Annotated in this window: 18 protein-coding genes; all 18 read left to right on the top strand. The window is 54.7% G+C overall.

What is annotated here, in order from left to right; genetic code table 11:
* Positions 1–41 precede the first annotated feature (41 nt).
* Positions 42–1,391 carry an MATE family efflux transporter gene (locus tag GZH47_RS05970; protein ID WP_162639165.1) on the top strand — a complete coding sequence of 450 codons (1,350 nt, stop codon included), beginning with the start codon at positions 42–44 and terminating at the stop codon, positions 1,389–1,391.
* Between the two features lie 78 nt (positions 1,392–1,469).
* On the top strand, positions 1,470–2,840 hold the full coding sequence (locus GZH47_RS05965; protein WP_162639164.1) for an NfeD family protein: 1,371 nt from the start codon (positions 1,470–1,472) through the stop codon (positions 2,838–2,840).
* 18 nt (positions 2,841–2,858) lie between these two features.
* Positions 2,859–3,851 (top strand): flotillin-like protein FloA, encoded by a 993-nt coding sequence (gene floA, locus GZH47_RS05960; RefSeq protein ID WP_162639163.1) that lies wholly within the window; start codon positions 2,859–2,861, stop codon positions 3,849–3,851.
* 46 nt (positions 3,852–3,897) lie between these two features.
* Positions 3,898–4,449: a hypothetical protein gene (locus tag GZH47_RS05955; protein WP_162639162.1), complete on the top strand. Its 552-nt coding sequence runs from the start codon at positions 3,898–3,900 to the stop codon at positions 4,447–4,449.
* A 141-nt stretch (positions 4,450–4,590) separates the two neighbouring features.
* Entirely contained in the window at positions 4,591–4,869 is a 279-nt protein-coding gene (gene yqfC / locus GZH47_RS05950) for a sporulation protein YqfC (RefSeq protein ID WP_162639161.1), read from the top strand.
* 14 nt (positions 4,870–4,883) lie between these two features.
* Positions 4,884–6,077 carry a sporulation protein YqfD gene (gene yqfD / locus GZH47_RS05945; protein ID WP_162639160.1) on the top strand — a complete coding sequence of 398 codons (1,194 nt, stop codon included), beginning with the start codon at positions 4,884–4,886 and terminating at the stop codon, positions 6,075–6,077.
* A 6-nt stretch (positions 6,078–6,083) separates the two neighbouring features.
* A complete protein-coding gene (locus tag GZH47_RS05940) occupies positions 6,084–7,058 on the top strand; it encodes a PhoH family protein (RefSeq protein ID WP_162639159.1) in 975 nt (324 codons plus the stop codon).
* A 623-nt stretch (positions 7,059–7,681) separates the two neighbouring features.
* Positions 7,682–9,928 carry an HD family phosphohydrolase gene (locus tag GZH47_RS05935; protein ID WP_162639158.1) on the top strand — a complete coding sequence of 749 codons (2,247 nt, stop codon included), beginning with the start codon at positions 7,682–7,684 and terminating at the stop codon, positions 9,926–9,928.
* On the top strand, positions 9,925–10,422 hold the full coding sequence (gene ybeY / locus GZH47_RS05930) for an rRNA maturation RNase YbeY (protein ID WP_162639157.1): 498 nt from the start codon (positions 9,925–9,927) through the stop codon (positions 10,420–10,422). Before GZH47_RS05935 ends, ybeY begins: the two co-directional genes overlap by 4 nt.
* A complete protein-coding gene (locus tag GZH47_RS05925) occupies positions 10,422–10,772 on the top strand; it encodes a diacylglycerol kinase family protein (RefSeq protein ID WP_162639156.1) in 351 nt (116 codons plus the stop codon). The genes ybeY and GZH47_RS05925 overlap by 1 nt, the downstream gene beginning before the upstream one ends.
* Before the next feature lie 18 nt (positions 10,773–10,790).
* Positions 10,791–11,237, top strand: a complete 447-nt coding sequence (gene cdd / locus GZH47_RS05920) for a cytidine deaminase (protein ID WP_162639155.1) — start codon at positions 10,791–10,793, stop codon at positions 11,235–11,237.
* Between the two features lie 40 nt (positions 11,238–11,277).
* Positions 11,278–12,207 (top strand): GTPase Era, encoded by a 930-nt coding sequence (gene era / locus GZH47_RS05915; RefSeq protein ID WP_162639154.1) that lies wholly within the window; start codon positions 11,278–11,280, stop codon positions 12,205–12,207.
* A gap of 159 nt (positions 12,208–12,366) precedes the next feature.
* The gene (locus GZH47_RS05910; RefSeq protein WP_162639153.1) at positions 12,367–12,516 is read left to right on the top strand and encodes a YqzL family protein; all 150 of its coding nucleotides are present in this window, start codon (positions 12,367–12,369) and stop codon (positions 12,514–12,516) included.
* Between the two features lie 44 nt (positions 12,517–12,560).
* The gene (gene recO, locus GZH47_RS05905; RefSeq protein ID WP_162639152.1) at positions 12,561–13,307 is read left to right on the top strand and encodes a DNA repair protein RecO; all 747 of its coding nucleotides are present in this window, start codon (positions 12,561–12,563) and stop codon (positions 13,305–13,307) included.
* A gap of 400 nt (positions 13,308–13,707) precedes the next feature.
* Positions 13,708–14,595 carry a glycine--tRNA ligase subunit alpha gene (gene glyQ / locus GZH47_RS05900; RefSeq protein WP_162639151.1) on the top strand — a complete coding sequence of 296 codons (888 nt, stop codon included), beginning with the start codon at positions 13,708–13,710 and terminating at the stop codon, positions 14,593–14,595.
* On the top strand, positions 14,588–16,672 hold the full coding sequence (glyS, locus tag GZH47_RS05895; RefSeq protein ID WP_162639150.1) for a glycine--tRNA ligase subunit beta: 2,085 nt from the start codon (positions 14,588–14,590) through the stop codon (positions 16,670–16,672). The genes glyQ and glyS overlap by 8 nt, the downstream gene beginning before the upstream one ends.
* Before the next feature lie 223 nt (positions 16,673–16,895).
* Positions 16,896–17,714: a pyruvate, water dikinase regulatory protein gene (locus GZH47_RS05890; RefSeq protein WP_162639149.1), complete on the top strand. Its 819-nt coding sequence runs from the start codon at positions 16,896–16,898 to the stop codon at positions 17,712–17,714.
* A gap of 76 nt (positions 17,715–17,790) precedes the next feature.
* The gene (locus GZH47_RS05885) at positions 17,791–18,258 is read left to right on the top strand and encodes a YaiI/YqxD family protein (protein ID WP_162639148.1); all 468 of its coding nucleotides are present in this window, start codon (positions 17,791–17,793) and stop codon (positions 18,256–18,258) included.
* Positions 18,259–18,280 lie beyond the last annotated feature (22 nt).

Here is an 18,280-nt window from a genome sequence, read left to right as displayed (position 1 = left end):
TGACAATTGGTCTAACCTAGAGAAACGAGGCCTCTTCGCTCATGCTGCGTAATTGGAAAGTGATTTTATTATTGGCAATTCCTTCTTTAGTTTCTTTTGCAAGCGCTACCGTCGTCGGCACAATCAACCTCATTATTGTCGGTCAGCTCGGCTCGCTCATTATCGCGATCGTCGGCGTGTCAAACATTATTATGTACAATGCGTTCGCGCTTTTCTCGGGCATCGGGCATACGGTCAATTATTTGGTCGCCCAAAACCACGGCGCCGGAGACATGAAGCGGGGCATTCAACGCACTTACATCGCCATGTACATGTGCTTGGCCTTCGCAGTGCTGATCGCGCTTGTCGGCTTCATTGGAGCCGACGACGTACTTCGTTGGACCGGAGGATCGAAAGAACTGGTCCATACGGGAAGCTTTTATTTGGAACTCCGTTTCTATGCCATGTCGTTCGGGATAATCAATTTCGCCTTTCACGGGTTTCTGCGCGGCATCGGCGCGACCAAGATGTCGATGATCGTCTCGCTGATGGCGAATATCCCGATTCTAACCCTTACCTACTTGCTGACCTACGGTAAGCTGGGATTGCCGGAGCTTGGATTAAAGGGTGCCGGGTATGCCACGCTAATTGGCGAATGCACGCAAACGCTCATTTGCGCCTTCATCTTCTTCGTCATCTTGAACAAGAAATTCCAAACCCGCAAATATATGACGCTGGCGTTCAAATGGGTGGAAATGAAGCTGATCATGATGGAAAGCGGCAAGCTGGGCATGCAGGAGTTCTCGCTCAGTCTCTCGATGTATATTTTCACCGCCTTCGTCGCCCGCCTAGGGGATCAGGCATTGGCTGCCAACGAGGTCGCGCTGAGCATCATGTCATTCGGGTTTATGCCTGCGTTCGCTTTCGGCTCGACTGCAACCATTCTCGTCGGGCAGTATGTGGGCAAAGGCACGCCGCTGCTCGGCCGCAGGGTCGGAACGGATACGGCCATTCTCGGTTCGATCTTTCTTGTTTTGCTCGGAACCGGAGAATTTATATTCGCCGATCAAATTACGCATATGTATACGGACGATGCTAAAGTGTATGAAATGGCTGCTTACCTCATCAAAGCATCCGCGTATTTGCAAATTTTCGACGGGCTGCTCAATTTCTATGCGGGCGGGCTGCGCGGAATCGGCGATACGACGTTCCTGCTCCGGATTTCGTTCATCGTCAGCTGGCTGCTGTTCGTGCCGCTGGCGTATCTGTTCATTTTCGTCTTCCACTGGGGCAGCATGGGGGCATGGCTTGCGCTGTACTCGTTCTTGATGGTCTTCGGCATCGCCATCATGGTTCGTTTTTACCGGACGGACTGGACGGCGGTGCGGCTGAAAGAAGCGGTGCATGCTTAGTTGAAACATTTCCGGGCCGCACGCGTACAAGAGGATTAGGTTACATCGTTTGTAAAATAGCGCATAGGAGGGACTACCGTGGGGCAATTCGGTCGGCGGAAACTCAACTGGCTGCTGTCCGTCGTCATGTTGGCAGGATTTATGTTTACGGGAGCGGCTGCATCGGCAGAAAGCGCGTCAACGGACGCGTCGGCAGGCTCTACCGTTTACGTCATCGATGCGGACAGATCCGTGGCATCCGGTCTCTATCAGCACTTGAAACGAGCGTACGACGATGCCGAAGAGGCTAAAGCAAGCCGGGTGCTGCTCGTCTTGAACACGCTTGGCGGCGAGGTCGGAAGCGCGCTGGATATCGGCGAACTGATTCGCGAAAGCAAGATCCCAACGACTGCGTACGTGCAAGGAAAAGCGGTATCGGCGGGCACCTACATTGCGCTGAATGCGCAGCAGATCGTCATGGAGCCGGGAAGCACGATCGGCGCGGCGGCCGTCGTGGACCAGAACGGAACGTTAATCGACAATCCGAAGACGGTGTCGTACTGGACGGAGACGATGAAATCCGCTGCGGAGCTCAATGGCCGGGATCCCGACATCGCGGCGGCCATGGTCAATCCTTCGCTTAAGATCGAGCTCAAAGCGCTCGGCCGCACGAAAGCAGCGGGAGAAGTGCTGACCCTCTCCGCACAGGAAGCGGTTAAAGCGGGCTACGCGGAGTATACGGCGGCGACAGTGGACGAGGCGCTGAACGGGCTTCATCTGGATCAGCCGAATATCGTTCATTATGAATCGGGCGTCATGGAGAAGATCGGCGATTTTCTGACGAATCCGGTCGTGATGACGATTCTGTTGATTATCGGCATTGCCGGCGTCGCCATCGAATTTATGGTGCCTGGCTTCGGAGCGCCCGGTATTGCCGGATTGCTCGCCTTCATCCTGTACTTCTTCGGACATTACGTGTCGGGGTTTGCCGGGTTCGAAGACGTGGCGCTCTTCATTGCAGGGCTGCTCCTGCTCGTCTCGGAATTCTTTATTCCGAGTTTTGGCATTCTAGGTGTGCTGGGAGCCGCTTCCTTAATATCCGGCGTGCTTCTGGCTGCTCCGAATCCGAAGTCCGCGCTGCTCTCGCTGGTGGCAGCGGTCATCATCGCGGCGGTTATCGTGTTCATCGTTGCCAAGCGTTTCGCGCATAAGGGAGTATGGAATAAATTCATCCTGCGCGATCAGCTTACCAACGATAAAGGCTACCGTTCGTCGGTGAACAAAGCAGATTATATTGGCATGCACGGCGTTGCCGTTTCGCCATTGCGTCCGGCGGGGACGGCGAAACTCGGCGAAGCTCGTGTCGACGTTGTGACGCGGGGCGAGTTTATTCCGCTGAATGCGGAGATCATCGTTATTCAAGTGGAAGGCACTCGCGTCGTCGTCAGGCAGACAAACGAGAACGAATAAGATTTTGGAGGGGATAGTTTGACTTTAGATCCTGCAGTAACCGTGATAATCATTGTTGTCTTGGCGATCATCGCCATTTCCGTATTTCTAAGCTTCTTCCCGATCATGCTCTGGATTTCCGCGCTGGCATCGGGCGTGCGCGTCGGCATTATTACGCTCGTAGCTATGCGTTTGCGGCGTGTCGTGCCAAGCCGAATCGTCAATCCGCTCATTAAGGCGACGAAGGCTGGTCTCGGATTAACGATCAACCAACTGGAGAGCCATTTCCTCGCCGGCGGTAACGTTGACCGCGTCGTCAATTCCCTGATCGCGGCGCAGCGCGCCAATATCGAACTTGAATTCGAACGGGCTGCGGCGATCGACTTGGCCGGCCGCGACGTGCTCCAAGCGGTACAGATGAGCGTAAACCCGCGCGTTATCGAAACCCCAACCGTTGCCGCAGTCGCGAAGAACGGGATTGAAGTGAAAGTTAAAGCGCGTGTTACCGTCCGTGCCAACATTGAGCGGCTTGTCGGCGGCGCCGGCGAAGAAACGATTATTGCCCGCGTAGGCGAAGGGATCGTTACGACGGTCGGTTCCTCGGAATCGCATAAGGACGTGCTTGAAAATCCGGATTTGATCTCGCGCACGGTGCTTGGCAAAGGACTCGATGCCGGAACGGCTTTCGAAATCCTGTCGATCGATATCGCGGACGTTGACGTAGGCAAAAACATCGGTGCGCATTTGCAAACGGAGCAAGCCGAGGCGGATAAGCGAATCGCGCAAGCGAAAGCAGAAGAACGCCGCGCGATGGCCGTTGCGCAGGAACAGGAAATGAAAGCCCGCGTTATCGAGATGCGCGCGCTCGTCGTCGAGTCGGAGTCCCAAGTTCCGCTTGCGATGGCTGAAGCGCTCAAACAAGGAAAGATCGGCGTGCTGGACTATATGAATTTCAAAAATATCGAAGCGGATACGAGCATGCGCAATTCCATCGGCAAAGGCGACGGCACCGAGAAAGAAGACGGAAGGTAATGGCTGAATGCCGTAACCAACAATTCCGCGTGCCGGAGGTGAACGCATGGAAGAACTCCTGAAGCTGTTATTTTCGAATTTCTATATCGTGGTCATCATCGTGGGCTTCTTGCTGACGATGTTGAACAAGGCGCGCGGGAAACAAAATCCAGGCCAGAACCGGATGCCTACGTTTGGCGGCGGGACGGCCGACCGTCCACAGGCCAGCCGGCTTGACCAGCGGCAGCCGCAGCCGGAACGCCCGCAGCATATTCCTGCAGGGCAGCCGCAGCGGCCATCGCAGCGCGATAACGCCCAGCGCAGGCAGACAGCGCCCGCGCAGTCCGGCGTGTATCAATCGCAGCGCGAACTGACTTCCGGCGAAGGGGAGAGCATGGAAATGCCCGTGGCCGGCACCTTAACGCGTGCATTGGAGGCACAAAGGCTCGAGGAATCGAAACCGAAGGCGCCAGCGGGCTCCCTGTCCGGGAAGGCCGCTCCGAGCGGGACGGACACCGATCCGTTTCGCATGCCGCAAGGCGACCAGCTGCGACAGGCCTTCATTATGGCCGAGGTGCTTGGACCGCCTAGATCCAAGCGGCCCTTGCGTCAGAAATAACCAAAGCTTAGAAGCATCTGCCCGATTTCGGGCAGGTGCTTTTTTGCATGGTGCAAGTTTCTTGTTCGTCTTTCCGATTTCTCATATTTCCGGCGGCCGCCGCATAGTTTGGTACAGTACGGGAAGGGGGCCTCTGCCTGGATGCGCCGCATAAATCGCAAACTTCGAAAACTGGCTGCCGATTTGCTGGATCTGCCGCAGGACGTCGTTATGGATTTGCCCCGTGTTACGATGATCGGCGACCGGCAGTTGTATATTGAAAACCATCGCGGCGTCTTGCATTTCTCGAGCGATAAGCTGCGACTCGCGCTCAGCAAGGGAGAGCTCGAAGTGACCGGCAGCGATCTGGTCATCCGAACGATATGGACGGAAGAAGTCTTCGTGGAAGGCGTCATTAAAAATATCGAGGTGCGGGAATAAGGGGGAAGAAGAGCATGGATGCCACATGGATGCATTGGCTGCGCGGTTACGTCACCATCGCCGTACGCGGCCAAGGGATCGAGAGGCTTGTGAATGAGGCGCTTGCGGATGGGCTGCAGCTGTGGTCCATTCGCAGAACGAAGGATGGCGGGATGATGTGCAACGTCATCGTCAGCGATTTCTTCCGGCTGCGCCCGTTATTGAAACGGACAGGCTGCCGGCTGCATGTCCATGATCGGATGGGCCTTCCATTCTGGCAGCTGCGTTTGCGGAAGCGCATTTTTTTTGCGGCGGGGCTCGTCCTCTTCTTCATCGGCATGTATTTGTTGTCTTCGCTGGTATGGTCCATCGACGTGCAGGGCAATGACAAGCTGTCCGAAGAACAAATCCTGCAGGCGGCGAAATCGGAAGGGCTGTATCCTTTTCAATGGTCGTTCCGGCTGCAGGAGGCATCGGACTTATCGAAGCATCTTGCTCAGAAGCTGCCAGGAGCGGCGTGGATCGGCGTGGAGAAGCGGGGGACGCATATTACGATCCGCGTCGTGGAATCCAAGACGCCGGCCGCTAGGCCGCTTATGAATCCGCGCCATCTGGTTGCCTCGACGGATGCGGTCATCACGAAAGTGATGGCGGAGTCCGGGCGTCCCGTCGTGAAGCCCAATATGAAGGTCAAACAGGGCGATGTTCTAATCTCGGGTTTGCTGGGGGACGAGACCAATGGCAAGGCGGTCGTCGCGAAAGGCGTCGTCAAGGGCCTCGTATGGCATGAATACGACATCGTGTCCCCGCTTACGCGGACGAGCAAGGTGTATACCGGCAATAAAAAAGAGATCTGGTACGGCGTGGTCGGCGGACGTGCCCTGCGGGTCAGCGGCTTCGGCAAAAACCCCTACGAGATGTACGAACGGGTGGTGCAGGAGGAGAAAGCGGCCTGGCGGACGTTGAAGCTGCCCTTTGGCCGGATGAAAGAAACGATCATGGAAGTCCGGATGCAGCAGCAGACGATCAGCGTCGAGGAAGCCAAAGCGGAAGGCATTCAGCAGGCGCGCGCCGATTTGCTTGCCAAAGTCGGTCCCGACGCGCAGATCCTCGCGGAAAACATTTTGCATCAGAAGACGGACAATGGTAAAGTTTATATGAAAGTGTTTTTTGAAGTGGATCAATCGATTGTGAAAGAGAGACCGTTAGTTCAAATGCAAGGGGACTGAGTATTTTTGCCGAATGAATTCAAGGTAGTCAAAATTCCACTTGCTAACGCAGCGGAAGGGCTGGCATTGTTTGGCCCGCAGGATAAATACTTACGGTACGTTCAGCAGCAATCGTCATCCGATATTATGTCGCGCGATGCGGAGATCGCGATTTCCGGTCCTGCGGACGAAGTAGAATCGCTGGAGCAATTGTATACCGTGCTGCAGCAGCTGGTAAGAGGCGGGTATTCGCCCTCCGAACGTGATATTTCCTACGCGCTAGAGTTGTCCAAAACGATGCAGGCCGATCAGCTGCTGGATCTGTTCAAGGCCGAGATAACGACGACGTTTCGCGGAAAACCGATTCGGGTAAAAACGATTGGCCAGCGCCACTATGTGAAAACCATTAAAAAAATGGACATCGTCTTCGGCATCGGGCCGGCAGGAACGGGCAAAACGTATTTGGCCGTCGTGCTCGCGGTTGCCGCGTTGAAGGAAGGGTCCGTGAAACGAATCGTGCTTACGCGCCCCGCCGTGGAAGCGGGCGAGAACCTCGGCTTCCTGCCGGGCGATTTGCAGGAGAAGGTCGACCCTTATCTGCGGCCGCTCTACGACGCGCTGCATGACGTGCTCGGTCCGGACCAGACGACCAAAGCATTCGAACGAGGTCTGATCGAAGTCGCTCCGCTGGCGTACATGCGCGGACGGACGCTGGAAGATTCGTTCATCATCTTGGACGAAGCCCAGAACACGACCCCCGAGCAGATGAAAATGTTCCTGACCCGTCTCGGTTTCGGGGCCAAGATGGTCATCACCGGCGACGTCACCCAAATCGACTTGCCAAGAGGCAAGCGCTCCGGCTTGATCGAAGCGCAGCGCATCCTGCAAAACATCCCGGAAATCGGCTTCATCATCTTCACCGAGCAGGACGTCGTAAGGCACTCGCTGGTTCAAAAAATCATCACGGCGTACAACATCGACGCCGAAACGCAAGGCAATTAAAAGCAGCAATATCTCAGCTATTACGACATCAACTCCAGCAAAGCGTCCCAAAGCGCTTTGCTACTTTTATTATGAATTCGTTTTGGACACAAACCGTGTCGAACTGACGAAGTATGTCGGTAGTTGACGGTTAAGCGTGAAACGCTTTTAATCTTCTCCCGTATCAATGATGAAGTAAGTACGCCACCTGAAAAGTGTGTCCGCAAAGCGGACGAAAACGAGCCTACAACTAAAGTAAGTTCGAAGAAGTCCAAGTAGCAGGCACGCCCAAACCGGGTCCAGGGACGGAGTCCATGGGATTTGTAAAAGCTTATAAGAGCTACAAAGTAAGAACGCCCCCCGTAAAGTGTGTCCGCGTAAGCGGACGAAAACGAGCCTACAACCAAAGTAAGTTCGAAGAAGCCAAGTAGCAGGCACGCCCAAACCGGGTCCAGGGACGGAGTCCATGGGGTCCCCCTTAGGCAAGGGGATTTAGGGGGTTGCGAAACGCTTTAATAAGTTTTTAAATTATCTAAATAAGAATTCGAGTCACACGTAAACAGGGTCCAAGGGACGAAGTCCCTTAAACAGGTCCCAAGAAGTTCGGGGGATTAGGGGGATGCAGGTTTAGGAGGATAGCAACGATGGCGAATCAACAGATTGGTCAGGATCAAGCAAAGACTTTCGGTTGGAGTGGATGGAAGCAAAGCGGCGTCGTTCGCTGGGTATTGCTGCTTCTGTTCGTTCTGCTTTTTTATTTTAGTCTGGCACCGCATGTTCTTCCCAAAACGTATGACATTCAACTGAACAAAGCGAGCGACCGCGATATTGAAGCGCCGATGGAGATCAACGACGAGAAGGCGACGCTCCAAGCGCGGGAAACGGCCGCCGAGCAGGTCGAACCGATCTATTCCATCGTAGCCCTCCACAGTGAAGCGCTCCTGGAGCAAGTGTTCACGCGCATGGAGCAGTTGAATCTGGACGATCAGGTGACGATCGAGAATAAAGTATCGATTTATCGCAGCGAAATTCCCCAGATGTATATCGATTACGTGGACGGATTCGTAAGGGCAAACAAAGGCGACGGAACGTACAACGACTCGCTGCTCGAGGAAATGTCCAACGTGGTCAAAGATCAAGCTTACCGCATCCCTGAAGAAACGTTCTACAAAATGCCGCAGCTGACGCCCGTGCAGCTCGGCGACATGCAGCTCGTAGCCGTATCGATCGTCCACAAGCTGATGGGCGATTCTCTGCGCGAGGCCGAGACGGCCCGGACGAAGGTAGCGGAGCTTGTTAACGCCAGCACGCTCAGCGAACGCAAGTCGCGCGAAATCGTGCAGGAACTGGTTCGTTATGCCATCATGCCGAACAAATTCCTCGATAAGCAGGCGACAAGCGATGCCCGCGTCGCGGCCAAAGAGAACACCGCGCCGGTCGTGATCAAGCAAGGGGATGTTATCCTTCATAAGGGCGAAGTCGTTAACAAGGAAATGTATGACCGCCTATCGGGCTTCGGCCTGCTGCAATCCAAGCAGAACGATTGGCCGCAGCTGGGACTGCTCTTGTTCTCGGTGTTGTTCCTGATCGTCATCTACGGCTATTTGGAGAGAGCATCGAATTTAAGCGGCGGCACGCGGACGGGATACAGCAACGCACAGCTGACGATGCTGCTGCTGATCTACGTGTTGAATATTTTGGCCATGTCGATCATCGAGCTGACGCAGACGCAGACGATGCCGTACGTGGGCTATTTGGCGCCGACGGCCATGGGAGCGATGTTGATCGTGATGCTCCTGGACGTGCAGCTGGCGGTGGTGAGTTCGTTTGTGTTCGCGATCGTGAGCAGCATTATTTTCAATTCGCAATCCGGACGGATTTTCGATTTCAACTACGGGTTTACGACGGCGGTCGTTTCGTTCGCGGCGATCTTCGCCATTCACCGGGCCAGCCAGCGCTCGACGATTCTGAAAGCCGGCATTATGGCGAGCCTGTTCGGTTCCGCTTCCGTGCTTGCAATCCTACTGCTCGGCGAGCTGCCGGGCAAGACGGATCTGATCATGACCGTGGCATTCGCCTTCGCGAGCGGACTGTTGACGGCGATTCTCGTCGTCGGTCTGATGCCGTTCTTCGAAGTGACCTTCGGTATCTTGTCTGCGCTGAAGCTGGTGGAGCTGTCCAATCCGAACCATCCGCTGTTGCGCAAGCTGCTGACCGAGACGCCGGGAACGTACCATCACAGCGTCATGGTAGGCAATCTCTCGGAAGCGGCGGCCGAAGCGATCGGCGCGAACGGCCTGCTGTGCCGCGTAGGTTCGTTTTATCATGATATTGGAAAAACGAAGCGGCCTAGTTATTTTATCGAAAATCAGACAAACTATGAAAATCCGCATGATTCCATCGATCCCAAGCTGAGTAAATCCATCATAATCGCCCATGCGCGCGATGGCGTGGAGATGTTGAAGAACCATAAGCTGCCGAAGCCGATTCGCGATATCGCGGAACAGCATCACGGCACGACGTTCTTGAAGTTCTTCTACCACAAAGCGACGAAGCTGGCGGAAGAAGCGGGCTTGGAGCCTGACTTCACGGAAGCGGACTTCCGTTACCCGGGCCCGAAAGCGCAGTCGAAGGAAGCCGCGGTCGTCGGCATAGCCGACAGCGTGGAAGCCGCGGTACGAAGCATGCGCAGTCCGACGATGGAGCAAGTGGAATCGATGATTCACAAAATCATCAAAGGCCGTCTGGACGATGGCCAATTCAACGAATGCGATCTAACCTTGAAAGAACTCGATAAAATTGCGCAAACGCTGAAAGAGACCATTATCGGTATCTTCCATTCGCGCATCGAATATCCGGAAGACGTGAAACCAAAGGAGCGGCTGGCATGAGTTTGCAGTTGGACTGGAGCAATGATCAAGACAAAGTGGCGATTTCCGAAGACTTCATCGGCGTATTGGAGAAGCTGCTGCAGCTTGCGGGCGAAGCGGAAGGCTTGACGGACGGCGAAGTGACGCTGTCGATCGTCGACGATGAAGAAATTCATCAGTTGAACAAAGAGTATCGCAATATCGACCGTCCCACGGACGTGCTTTCGTTCGCGATGCAGGAAGAGAGCGACGAAGAGCTCGGCATCATTTACGAAGTGGAAGACGAGAATGATCCGATTCCGTACGAAGGCATGCTGGGCGATATCATTATTTCCGCGGAACGCGCGAAGCTGCAAAGCGAGGAGTACGGCCATTCGCTGGAGAGGGAGCTCGGCTTCTTGTTCGTGCACGGGTTTCTTCACTTGATCGGCTACGACCATCAGGATGAAGAGAGCGAAGCGGTGATGACCCGCAAGCAGGAAGCGGTACTGCTTCAAGCAGGTTTAACCCGTTAATGAGCCGGTTTCTGCGGAGCTTTGTCTTCGCTTGGAGCGGCATTCGAAGCGCCGCGAGCTCACAGGCGAATATGAAATTTCACCTCGCCGCGGCCATCGTCGTGAATGCGGCAGGCTTGCTGATCGGCCTTTCGCGATTGGAATGGCTGGCGATCGTCATCGTTCAAGGCATGGTGCTTGCAGCCGAAACGATGAACACCGCCATCGAGCATGTCGTCGACCTGGCGAGTCCGCAGGAGCATCCGCTTGCGAAAGCGGCCAAGGATACGGCGGCCGGAGCGGTGTTGATAACGGCGATCACCGCCGTTATCGTTGGATTATTTGTATTCGGGCCGCATGTGCTGCCTTAAAGTTGGGAGAATGACGTGATGTCCGAAAACTTCGAAAATCAAAAGCAAACACTTCCCGATAACTATCGTCACTTGATGGACCGCGCCATCGAAGCGCGGAAACGCGCCTATGTGCCTTATTCGCATTTCCAAGTCGGCGCAGCGCTGCTGGATGCGGAAGGCGGCGTTCATGCCGGCTGCAACGTCGAGAACGCGGCGTATAGTCCAACGAACTGCGCGGAACGCACGGCATTGTACCGGGCTATCGCAGACGGTCACGAGGCACGCAGCTTCGAAGCGATCGCGGTCGTCGGCGAAACGGACGATCCGATTACGCCCTGCGGCGTATGCCGGCAGGTGCTCATTGAGCTTTGCCCGCCGGACATGCCCGTTATCATGGGGAATATGAAAGGCGACTGGCGGATATCGACGGTTGCCGAACTGCTGCCGGGCGCATTCTCGTCGGCGCAATTACACAAAGCTTAATTTATTTGCTTAATGCCTGGAAGGGGACATTAGACCACCTATGAAAGCAACAACGACAACAGGTTCCAAAGGATCCAAAGATAAGTACCATTCCGGCTTCGTGGCGATCATCGGCAGGCCGAACGTTGGCAAATCGACTTTGATCAACGAAGTCATCGGCCAGAAAATCGCCATTATGTCCGATAAGCCGCAAACGACGCGGAACAAAATCCACGGCGTTTATACGAAAGACAACTCTCAGATCGTGTTCCTCGATACGCCGGGCATCCATAAGCCGACCTCTAAACTGGGCGACTTCATGGTGAAATCCGCCATCGGCACGTTAGGCGAAGTCGATGCGGCATTGTTTCTGATCGATGCATCCGAAGGACTTGGCGGCGGCGACCGCTTCATCATCGAAGCGCTGAAGAAAGTCAAAACGCCGATCATTCTCGTCATGAACAAAATCGACAAGATCGAACCGGAAGCGCTGCTTCCGCTCATCGTGCAATATAAGGATCTGCATGACTTTGCCGAGATCGTTCCGATTTCCGCGCTCGAAGGCAATAACGTCAATACGCTGCTTAAAGTGCTTGCCGGTTACTTGCCCGAAGGACCGCAATATTATCCGGCCGATCAAGTAACCGACCATCCGGAGCAGTTCGTCTGCGCCGAGCTTGTCCGCGAGAAGATCTTGCATCTGACCCGTGAGGAGGTACCGCACTCCATCGCTGTGGCGATCGAAGACATGAAAGTGCAGGAGAACGGGGTCGTTTATATCGGCGCCGTCATTTACGTCGAACGCGACTCCCAGAAAGGGATCGTCATCGGCAAGCAGGGCGCACTGTTGAAGCAAGTAGGCAAGGAAGCGCGCCGCGACATCGAGACGCTGCTCGGCTCGCGCGTGTTTCTCGAGCTGTGGGTCAAGGTGAAGAAGGATTGGCGCAACCAGGAGCGGGTGCTCAAGGACCTCGGCTTCCGCAACGATTAATTCCGCTTCGCGCCTGAAATGTCAATATTTTGGCGGGCATAAGCTGCCCCTCTACATCGCATCCTAATCCGTGAGCAACATTCCGGAATGAAACGTGCTTCGCCGGCCGACAGGACGGCGAAGGCCGTTTCACCTTGAGCGCGGAAAGGATGAATACGAATGCGAAATTTTTCGTGGAAGTATTTTACGCTGACCGGAGATGTGGAAGCTTTCATGCTTTACCGGGAGATGGAGCAGCAAGCAGAGACAAACGCCGATTCCCATGATGAAGAAGGGGAAGAAGCGTCCGAAAGCGACGGCACTTCATAAGAGGCAACTCGGAGGCCGTACGCGAGAGTTTGGGGGAGAGGCTCATGCAGGTGCGGGTTGAAGGAATCGTCATCCGCAGCATGGATTACGGGGAAGGCAATAAAATCGTCACGCTGCTAACGAACACGCACGGCAAAGCCGGCGTCATCATCCGCGGCGCGAAAAAGATTAAAAGCCGACATGGCTCCCTTTCGCAGCTGTTTACGCATGGGGAGTATCTTTTTTTTCGGAATAGCGGGCTGGGGACATTGACGCATGGTGAGATTATCGAATCTCACCATATTTTGCGTGAACAACTGGACTTAACCGCCTATTCTTCCTATGCCGCGGAGTTGGTTGACCGCGCGCTGCAGGAAGAGGATGCGAGCGCTTTTATATACGAACAGTTGAAAGCCTGTTTGAATGCGTTCGCCGAAGGCAAGGACTTATTAGTTACGATTCAATTATTCGAAATGAAAATTCTTCAAGCGGCAGGGTACGGACCGGAATTCGGCGAATGCGTCTCATGCGGGAATACGGTCGGGGCGATGGCGCTAAGCGCGCATGCCGGGGGAGTGCTGTGCAGCCGCTGTACGTATAAGGACGCGCAAGCGTTCCCGCTGAGCGAAAGCGCGCTGAAGCTTCTTAGGCTCTATCAGCGGATGGATTTAAGACGCCTCGGAAACATCCAGGTTAAGGATGAAACGAAGCAGCAGCTTAAAGGAGCCATGCGGCTGTTAATGGATGCGCACATCGGAATTCCGCTGAAATCGCGTTCGTTTCTGGACCAGATGGACCGCTACTCGATCTAAAAGATGCTGAGGCACCCTTTGTTTGACACGAAGAGCTGAAATTGCTAAGATAGGTTATTATGAACAAGCGATGATGGAGAAAGTAGTCGACATTCGTCGTCCGTAACAAGCGAGCCGGGGGTAGTGGAAGCCCGGATGGACACGTTCGATGAAAGGCGCTCCGGAGTTTAAGGCAAGTGGAAAAGCGGGTTCTCGCCGCGGTCCGTTCAAGCAAGACGGACTGAAGGTTCGAGAGCCAAGTAGGGTGGAACCGCGGAAGCTCAAGCTTTCGTCCCTATGTCTGAGACCAGACGTAGAGGCGGGAGCTTTTTTTGTTTTTCCCGCTTGTCGCAAGCACCGGAAGGAATCAGAGTTTCAAGGGGATCACAGATTCACTATCGCTAAAGGAGAGAAGAAGGACATGAATTTTCAAAACATGATTTTGACGCTGCAGCAATTCTGGGCGGAACAAAATTGCATTCTTGTTCAGCCGTATGATACGGAGAAGGGCGCCGGAACCATGAATCCGATGACGTTCCTGCGCTCGATCGGACCTGAGCCGTGGAACGTGGCGTACGTGGAGCCTTCGCGTCGTCCCGCGGATGGCCGTTACGGGGAAAATCCGAACCGTCTTTATCAACATCACCAATTCCAAGTGATTTTGAAACCGTCCCCGGACAATATTCAAGAATTGTACTTGGAAAGCTTGAAACGTCTGGGCATCGATCCGCTTCATCACGATATCCGTTTCGTTGAGGATAACTGGGAATCGCCGACGCTCGGCGCTTGGGGCCTTGGCTGGGAAGTGTGGCTGAACGGCATGGAAATCACGCAATTCACGTATTTCCAGCAAGTCGGCGGCATCGATGCCAATCCGGTCGCCGTGGAAATTACTTACGGCATGGAGCGTTTGGCTTCCTACATTCAGGAGAAAGAAAATGTGTTCGATCTAGAGTGGGTAGACGGCGTCACTTACGGCGACGTATTCCTGCAGCCGGAATTCGAACATTCCAAATATACGTTTGAAACATCCGACGCGGCGATGCTGTTCTCGCTGTTCAACATGTACGAAGAAGAAGCGAAGAAGACGATGGAGCACAAACTCGTATTCCCGGCTTATGACTACGTGTTGAAATGTTCCCATACGTTCAACCTGCTGGATGCCCGCGGCGCAATCAGCGTAACGGAGCGTACAGGCTATATCATGCGCGTCCGGAACTTGGCGCGTGCCTGCGCGGCTACGTATTTGGAAGAGCGCGAACGCCTCGGCTTCCCGCTGCTGAAGAAAGGAGTGAACGTCAATGGCTAAGGATTTGCTGCTGGAGATCGGACTTGAAGAGGTGCCGGCCCGTTTCGTGCGCGGCGCCATGAATCAATTGAAAGAGAAAACCGCCAAGTGGCTTGAAACGAGCCGCATCGGTCACGGCGAAATCGAAGCCTACGGCACGCCGCGCCGTATCGCGTTGTTGATTCGCGACGTTGAAGAGAAGCAAGCCGACGTGAGCGAGGAAGTAAAGGGACCATCCCGCAAAATCGCGCTGAGCGAGCAAGGCGAGTGGAGCAAAGCCGCGCTCGGTTTCGCCCGGAGCCAAGGCGTGGAGCCTAGCGATTTCTTCTTCAAAGAAGTGGGCGGCGTTGAATATATCTACGCCAACAAGAGCAGCATCGGAACGGTAACGGCCGATGTGCTGCCAGAAGGGCTGACATCGCTGATTACGTCGATGTCGTTCCCGAAAAACATGCGTTGGGGCAGCTATGACCTGCGGTTCGTGCGTCCGATCAAATGGCTTGTCGCCCTGTTCGGCGATGAGATCGTGCCTCTTGAAATCACGGCTGTTCAGAGCGGCAGAACGACGCGCGGTCATCGCTTCCTCGGTACGGAGACGGAGATTCCTTCTCCTGCGGATTACGTGTCCCGGCTGAAAGAACAGCATGTAATCGCGGATACGGCGGAACGCGAATCGCTGATCGTCGGGCAAATCAACGCGCTGGCTGCCGAGAAGGGCTGGCATATCGCGATCAAGGAAGATTTGCTGGAAGAAGTCGTATTCCTCGTTGAATATCCGAACGTGCTGTTCGGTACATTCGATGAATCGTTCCTGAATATCCCGCAAGAAGTGCTTATTACGTCGATGCGCGAGCATCAGCGTTACTTCCCGGTGCTGGACGGCAACGGCAAGCTTCTTCCGTACTTCGTAACGGTCCGCAACGGCGACCGGACGTCCATCGAGAACGTCGCGAAAGGGAATGAGAAGGTGCTTCGCGCACGCCTGTCCGATGCTAAATTCTTCTACGCCGAGGATCAGAAGCTTGCGATTAACGATGCGCTGGCGAAGCTGGAGAACATCGTTTATCATGAAGAGCTCGGCACGGTAGCGGATAAAGTTCGCCGGATCGTTGCTACAACGGGCAAGTTAGCGAGTGCGCTCGGCATGGACGCGGAAGCATCCGCGGATGCGACACGCACGGCAGCGATTTGCAAATTCGATCTCGTTACGCAGATGGTTTATGAATTCCCTGAGCTTCAAGGCATCATGGGCGAAGATTATGCGCGCAAAGCCGGCGAACGCGAAGCCGTTGCCAAGGCGATCAACGAGCATTACCAGCCGCGGTTTGCCGGCGATCGCGCTCCGGCTTCCATCGTTGGCGCTGTCGTCAGCTTGGCGGACAAAATCGATACGATCGTCGGCTGTTTCTCCATCGGCATCATTCCTACGGGATCGCAAGATCCGTACGCGCTTCGCCGCCAAGCTGCCGGTATCGTTCAAATCGTGCTGGCGCACGGCTTGAAGCTGCCGCTCGGCACGATGTTCGATTTATCGCTGGAAGTACACGGCGATCGCGGAATGAAACGCAATGCGGACGAAGTGCGTAAAGACTTGTACGAGTTCTTTGCCCTCCGCGTGAAGAACGTGCTGACGGAACAAAGCGTGCGTTACGATGTCGTTGACGCGGTCATGGCTGTCGGCTACAACGATTTGCGCCAAACGGTCGATCGCGCGGCGGCTGTAACTGCCGCAGCCGCGGGCGACCGCCGCGAAGAGTTCAAGACCGTTGTCGATGCGCTGGGCCGCGTATGCAACCTGGCCTCGAAGGCAGCAGCGTCGAACGAAGTCGATCCAAGCCTGTTCGCGGACGATGTAGAAGGAGCGCTTTACAGCGCGTGGACGACAGTGCGCGATGACGTTACGCGATTGGTCCAGCAGGGCGACGCAGCTGCGGCTATCGCTAAGCTGGCGGGGCTGAAGGCGCCGATCAACGCGTATTTCGACTCTGTCATGGTCATGGCGGAAGACGAAGCGGTCAGAAAGAACCGCTTGGCGACGCTCGCGTCGATCGCGGGAAGCGTTACGCAGGTAGCGGATTTCGCGAAATTGGTCTGGTAAGTGCTTTGTGGCAAGAGATTTGTGGTAAGTGCTTGTGGAACTAAGCGCTTTTGCGAAGCGAAACAACCGCTTGAAATTGCTTTGCGGAACAAACACAACGTGCGGTGCGAAACAAAACGCTCGAAAATGCGTTACTAATTAAAGCTTTCGTGAAACACGCGCATTGTGGAATACTGAATTACCGTCACGATTAGCGTTTCAAAGCGATTAGGAGGGGATTGAAATGGCAGCCGATTCGCAGCCTGAAGTGATTATTTATGTCGTTTCCGATTCCGCCGGCGATACCGGCGAGCTTGTCGTCAGGGCTGCGGTGGCCCAGTTCCATCCCATCCAGACCGATATCCGCCGCGCGCCGTTCGTGCATGACGAAGCATCGCTGGAACGATTCGTCCGACTGGCTAAAGAGCATAACGCCATCATGTTATACACCCTTGTTCTTCCCGGCTTGCGCGAACGAATGGTCGAGCTTGCGGAACAGTACGGAGTCACGGCGATCGATTTGCTTGGTTCGCTCATCCAGAGCCTGGAGAAGAAGACGGAACGCAAGGCCCGTCAAGAGCCGGGATTGAACCATGTGCTGGACGAAAACTATTTCCGCAAGGTCGAGGCGGTGGAATTTGCCGTCAAGTATGACGATATGCGCGATACGACGGGGATATTGAAAGCAGACATCGTGCTTGTCGGCGTTTCGCGCACCTCCAAGACGCCGCTCTCTATGTATTTGGCGCATAAGCAGTTTAAAGTCGCGAACGTGCCCTTGATTCCGGAGGTCGGGCCGCCTCCCGAGCTGTTTCAAATTCCGAAAGAGAAGGTCGTCGGGCTGACGATCGACGTTCGTTACTTGAACGGCATCCGGAAAGAGCGGCTGAAGGCGCTGGGCTTGCCGGACAGCGCATCCTACGCGAAGACGGAGCGAATCGAATTCGAACTGCAATTTGCGGCATCCATCATGGAACAGATCGGATGCATGGTCATCGACGTGTCCCATAAAGCGGTCGAAGAGACCGCGAGCCTCATTTTGGAGTACGTGGAATCCGTTTAAGGCGATATGCAGGATTTTTTGGTTATTTGCCGTATATAATAGTACGGAAGTTACATGAGGATACGGTGGTGCAAATTTGACGGCGATTCCAACGATTGTAGTCGACGCGGACGCTTGTCCGGTGAAACGGGAAATTGTCGAAATTGCTCGAACTCACGGCGTGCCGGTTCTTATGGTAGCATCGCATGATCATCGGCTGCAGGCCGAGAACGGCGTATCGATTATGCAAGTCGACCGAAGCGACCAATCCGTTGATCTGTACATTGCTAATCACATTAAGCGCGGCGATATCGTTGTGACGCAGGACTTTGGCTTGGCAACGATCGTGCTTGCTAAAGGATCCATTGCCTTGTCTTGCCGAGGGCAGCAATACGACGACAGCAACATCGACTACTTGATGGAGCGCAGGCACGAGCTTGCGAAGCGGCGCCGGGGAGGCGGAAGAACGAAGGGACCCAAAGCGATGACGGACGAAGACCGAATCCGTTTTCAGCAAAAGCTGACAAAAGTTTTGGAATCTCGGCAGGAAAATGCTGAACCGTAGCGAATAGTATTACTTGTCATTT

The organism is Paenibacillus rhizovicinus (genome assembly GCF_010365285.1).
In the GTDB taxonomy this organism is placed as follows: Bacteria; Bacillota; Bacilli; order Paenibacillales; family Paenibacillaceae; genus Paenibacillus_Z; species Paenibacillus_Z rhizovicinus.
Note: the sequence above shows the minus strand (reverse complement) of the source record. Positions and strands in the feature narration are given on the sequence as shown.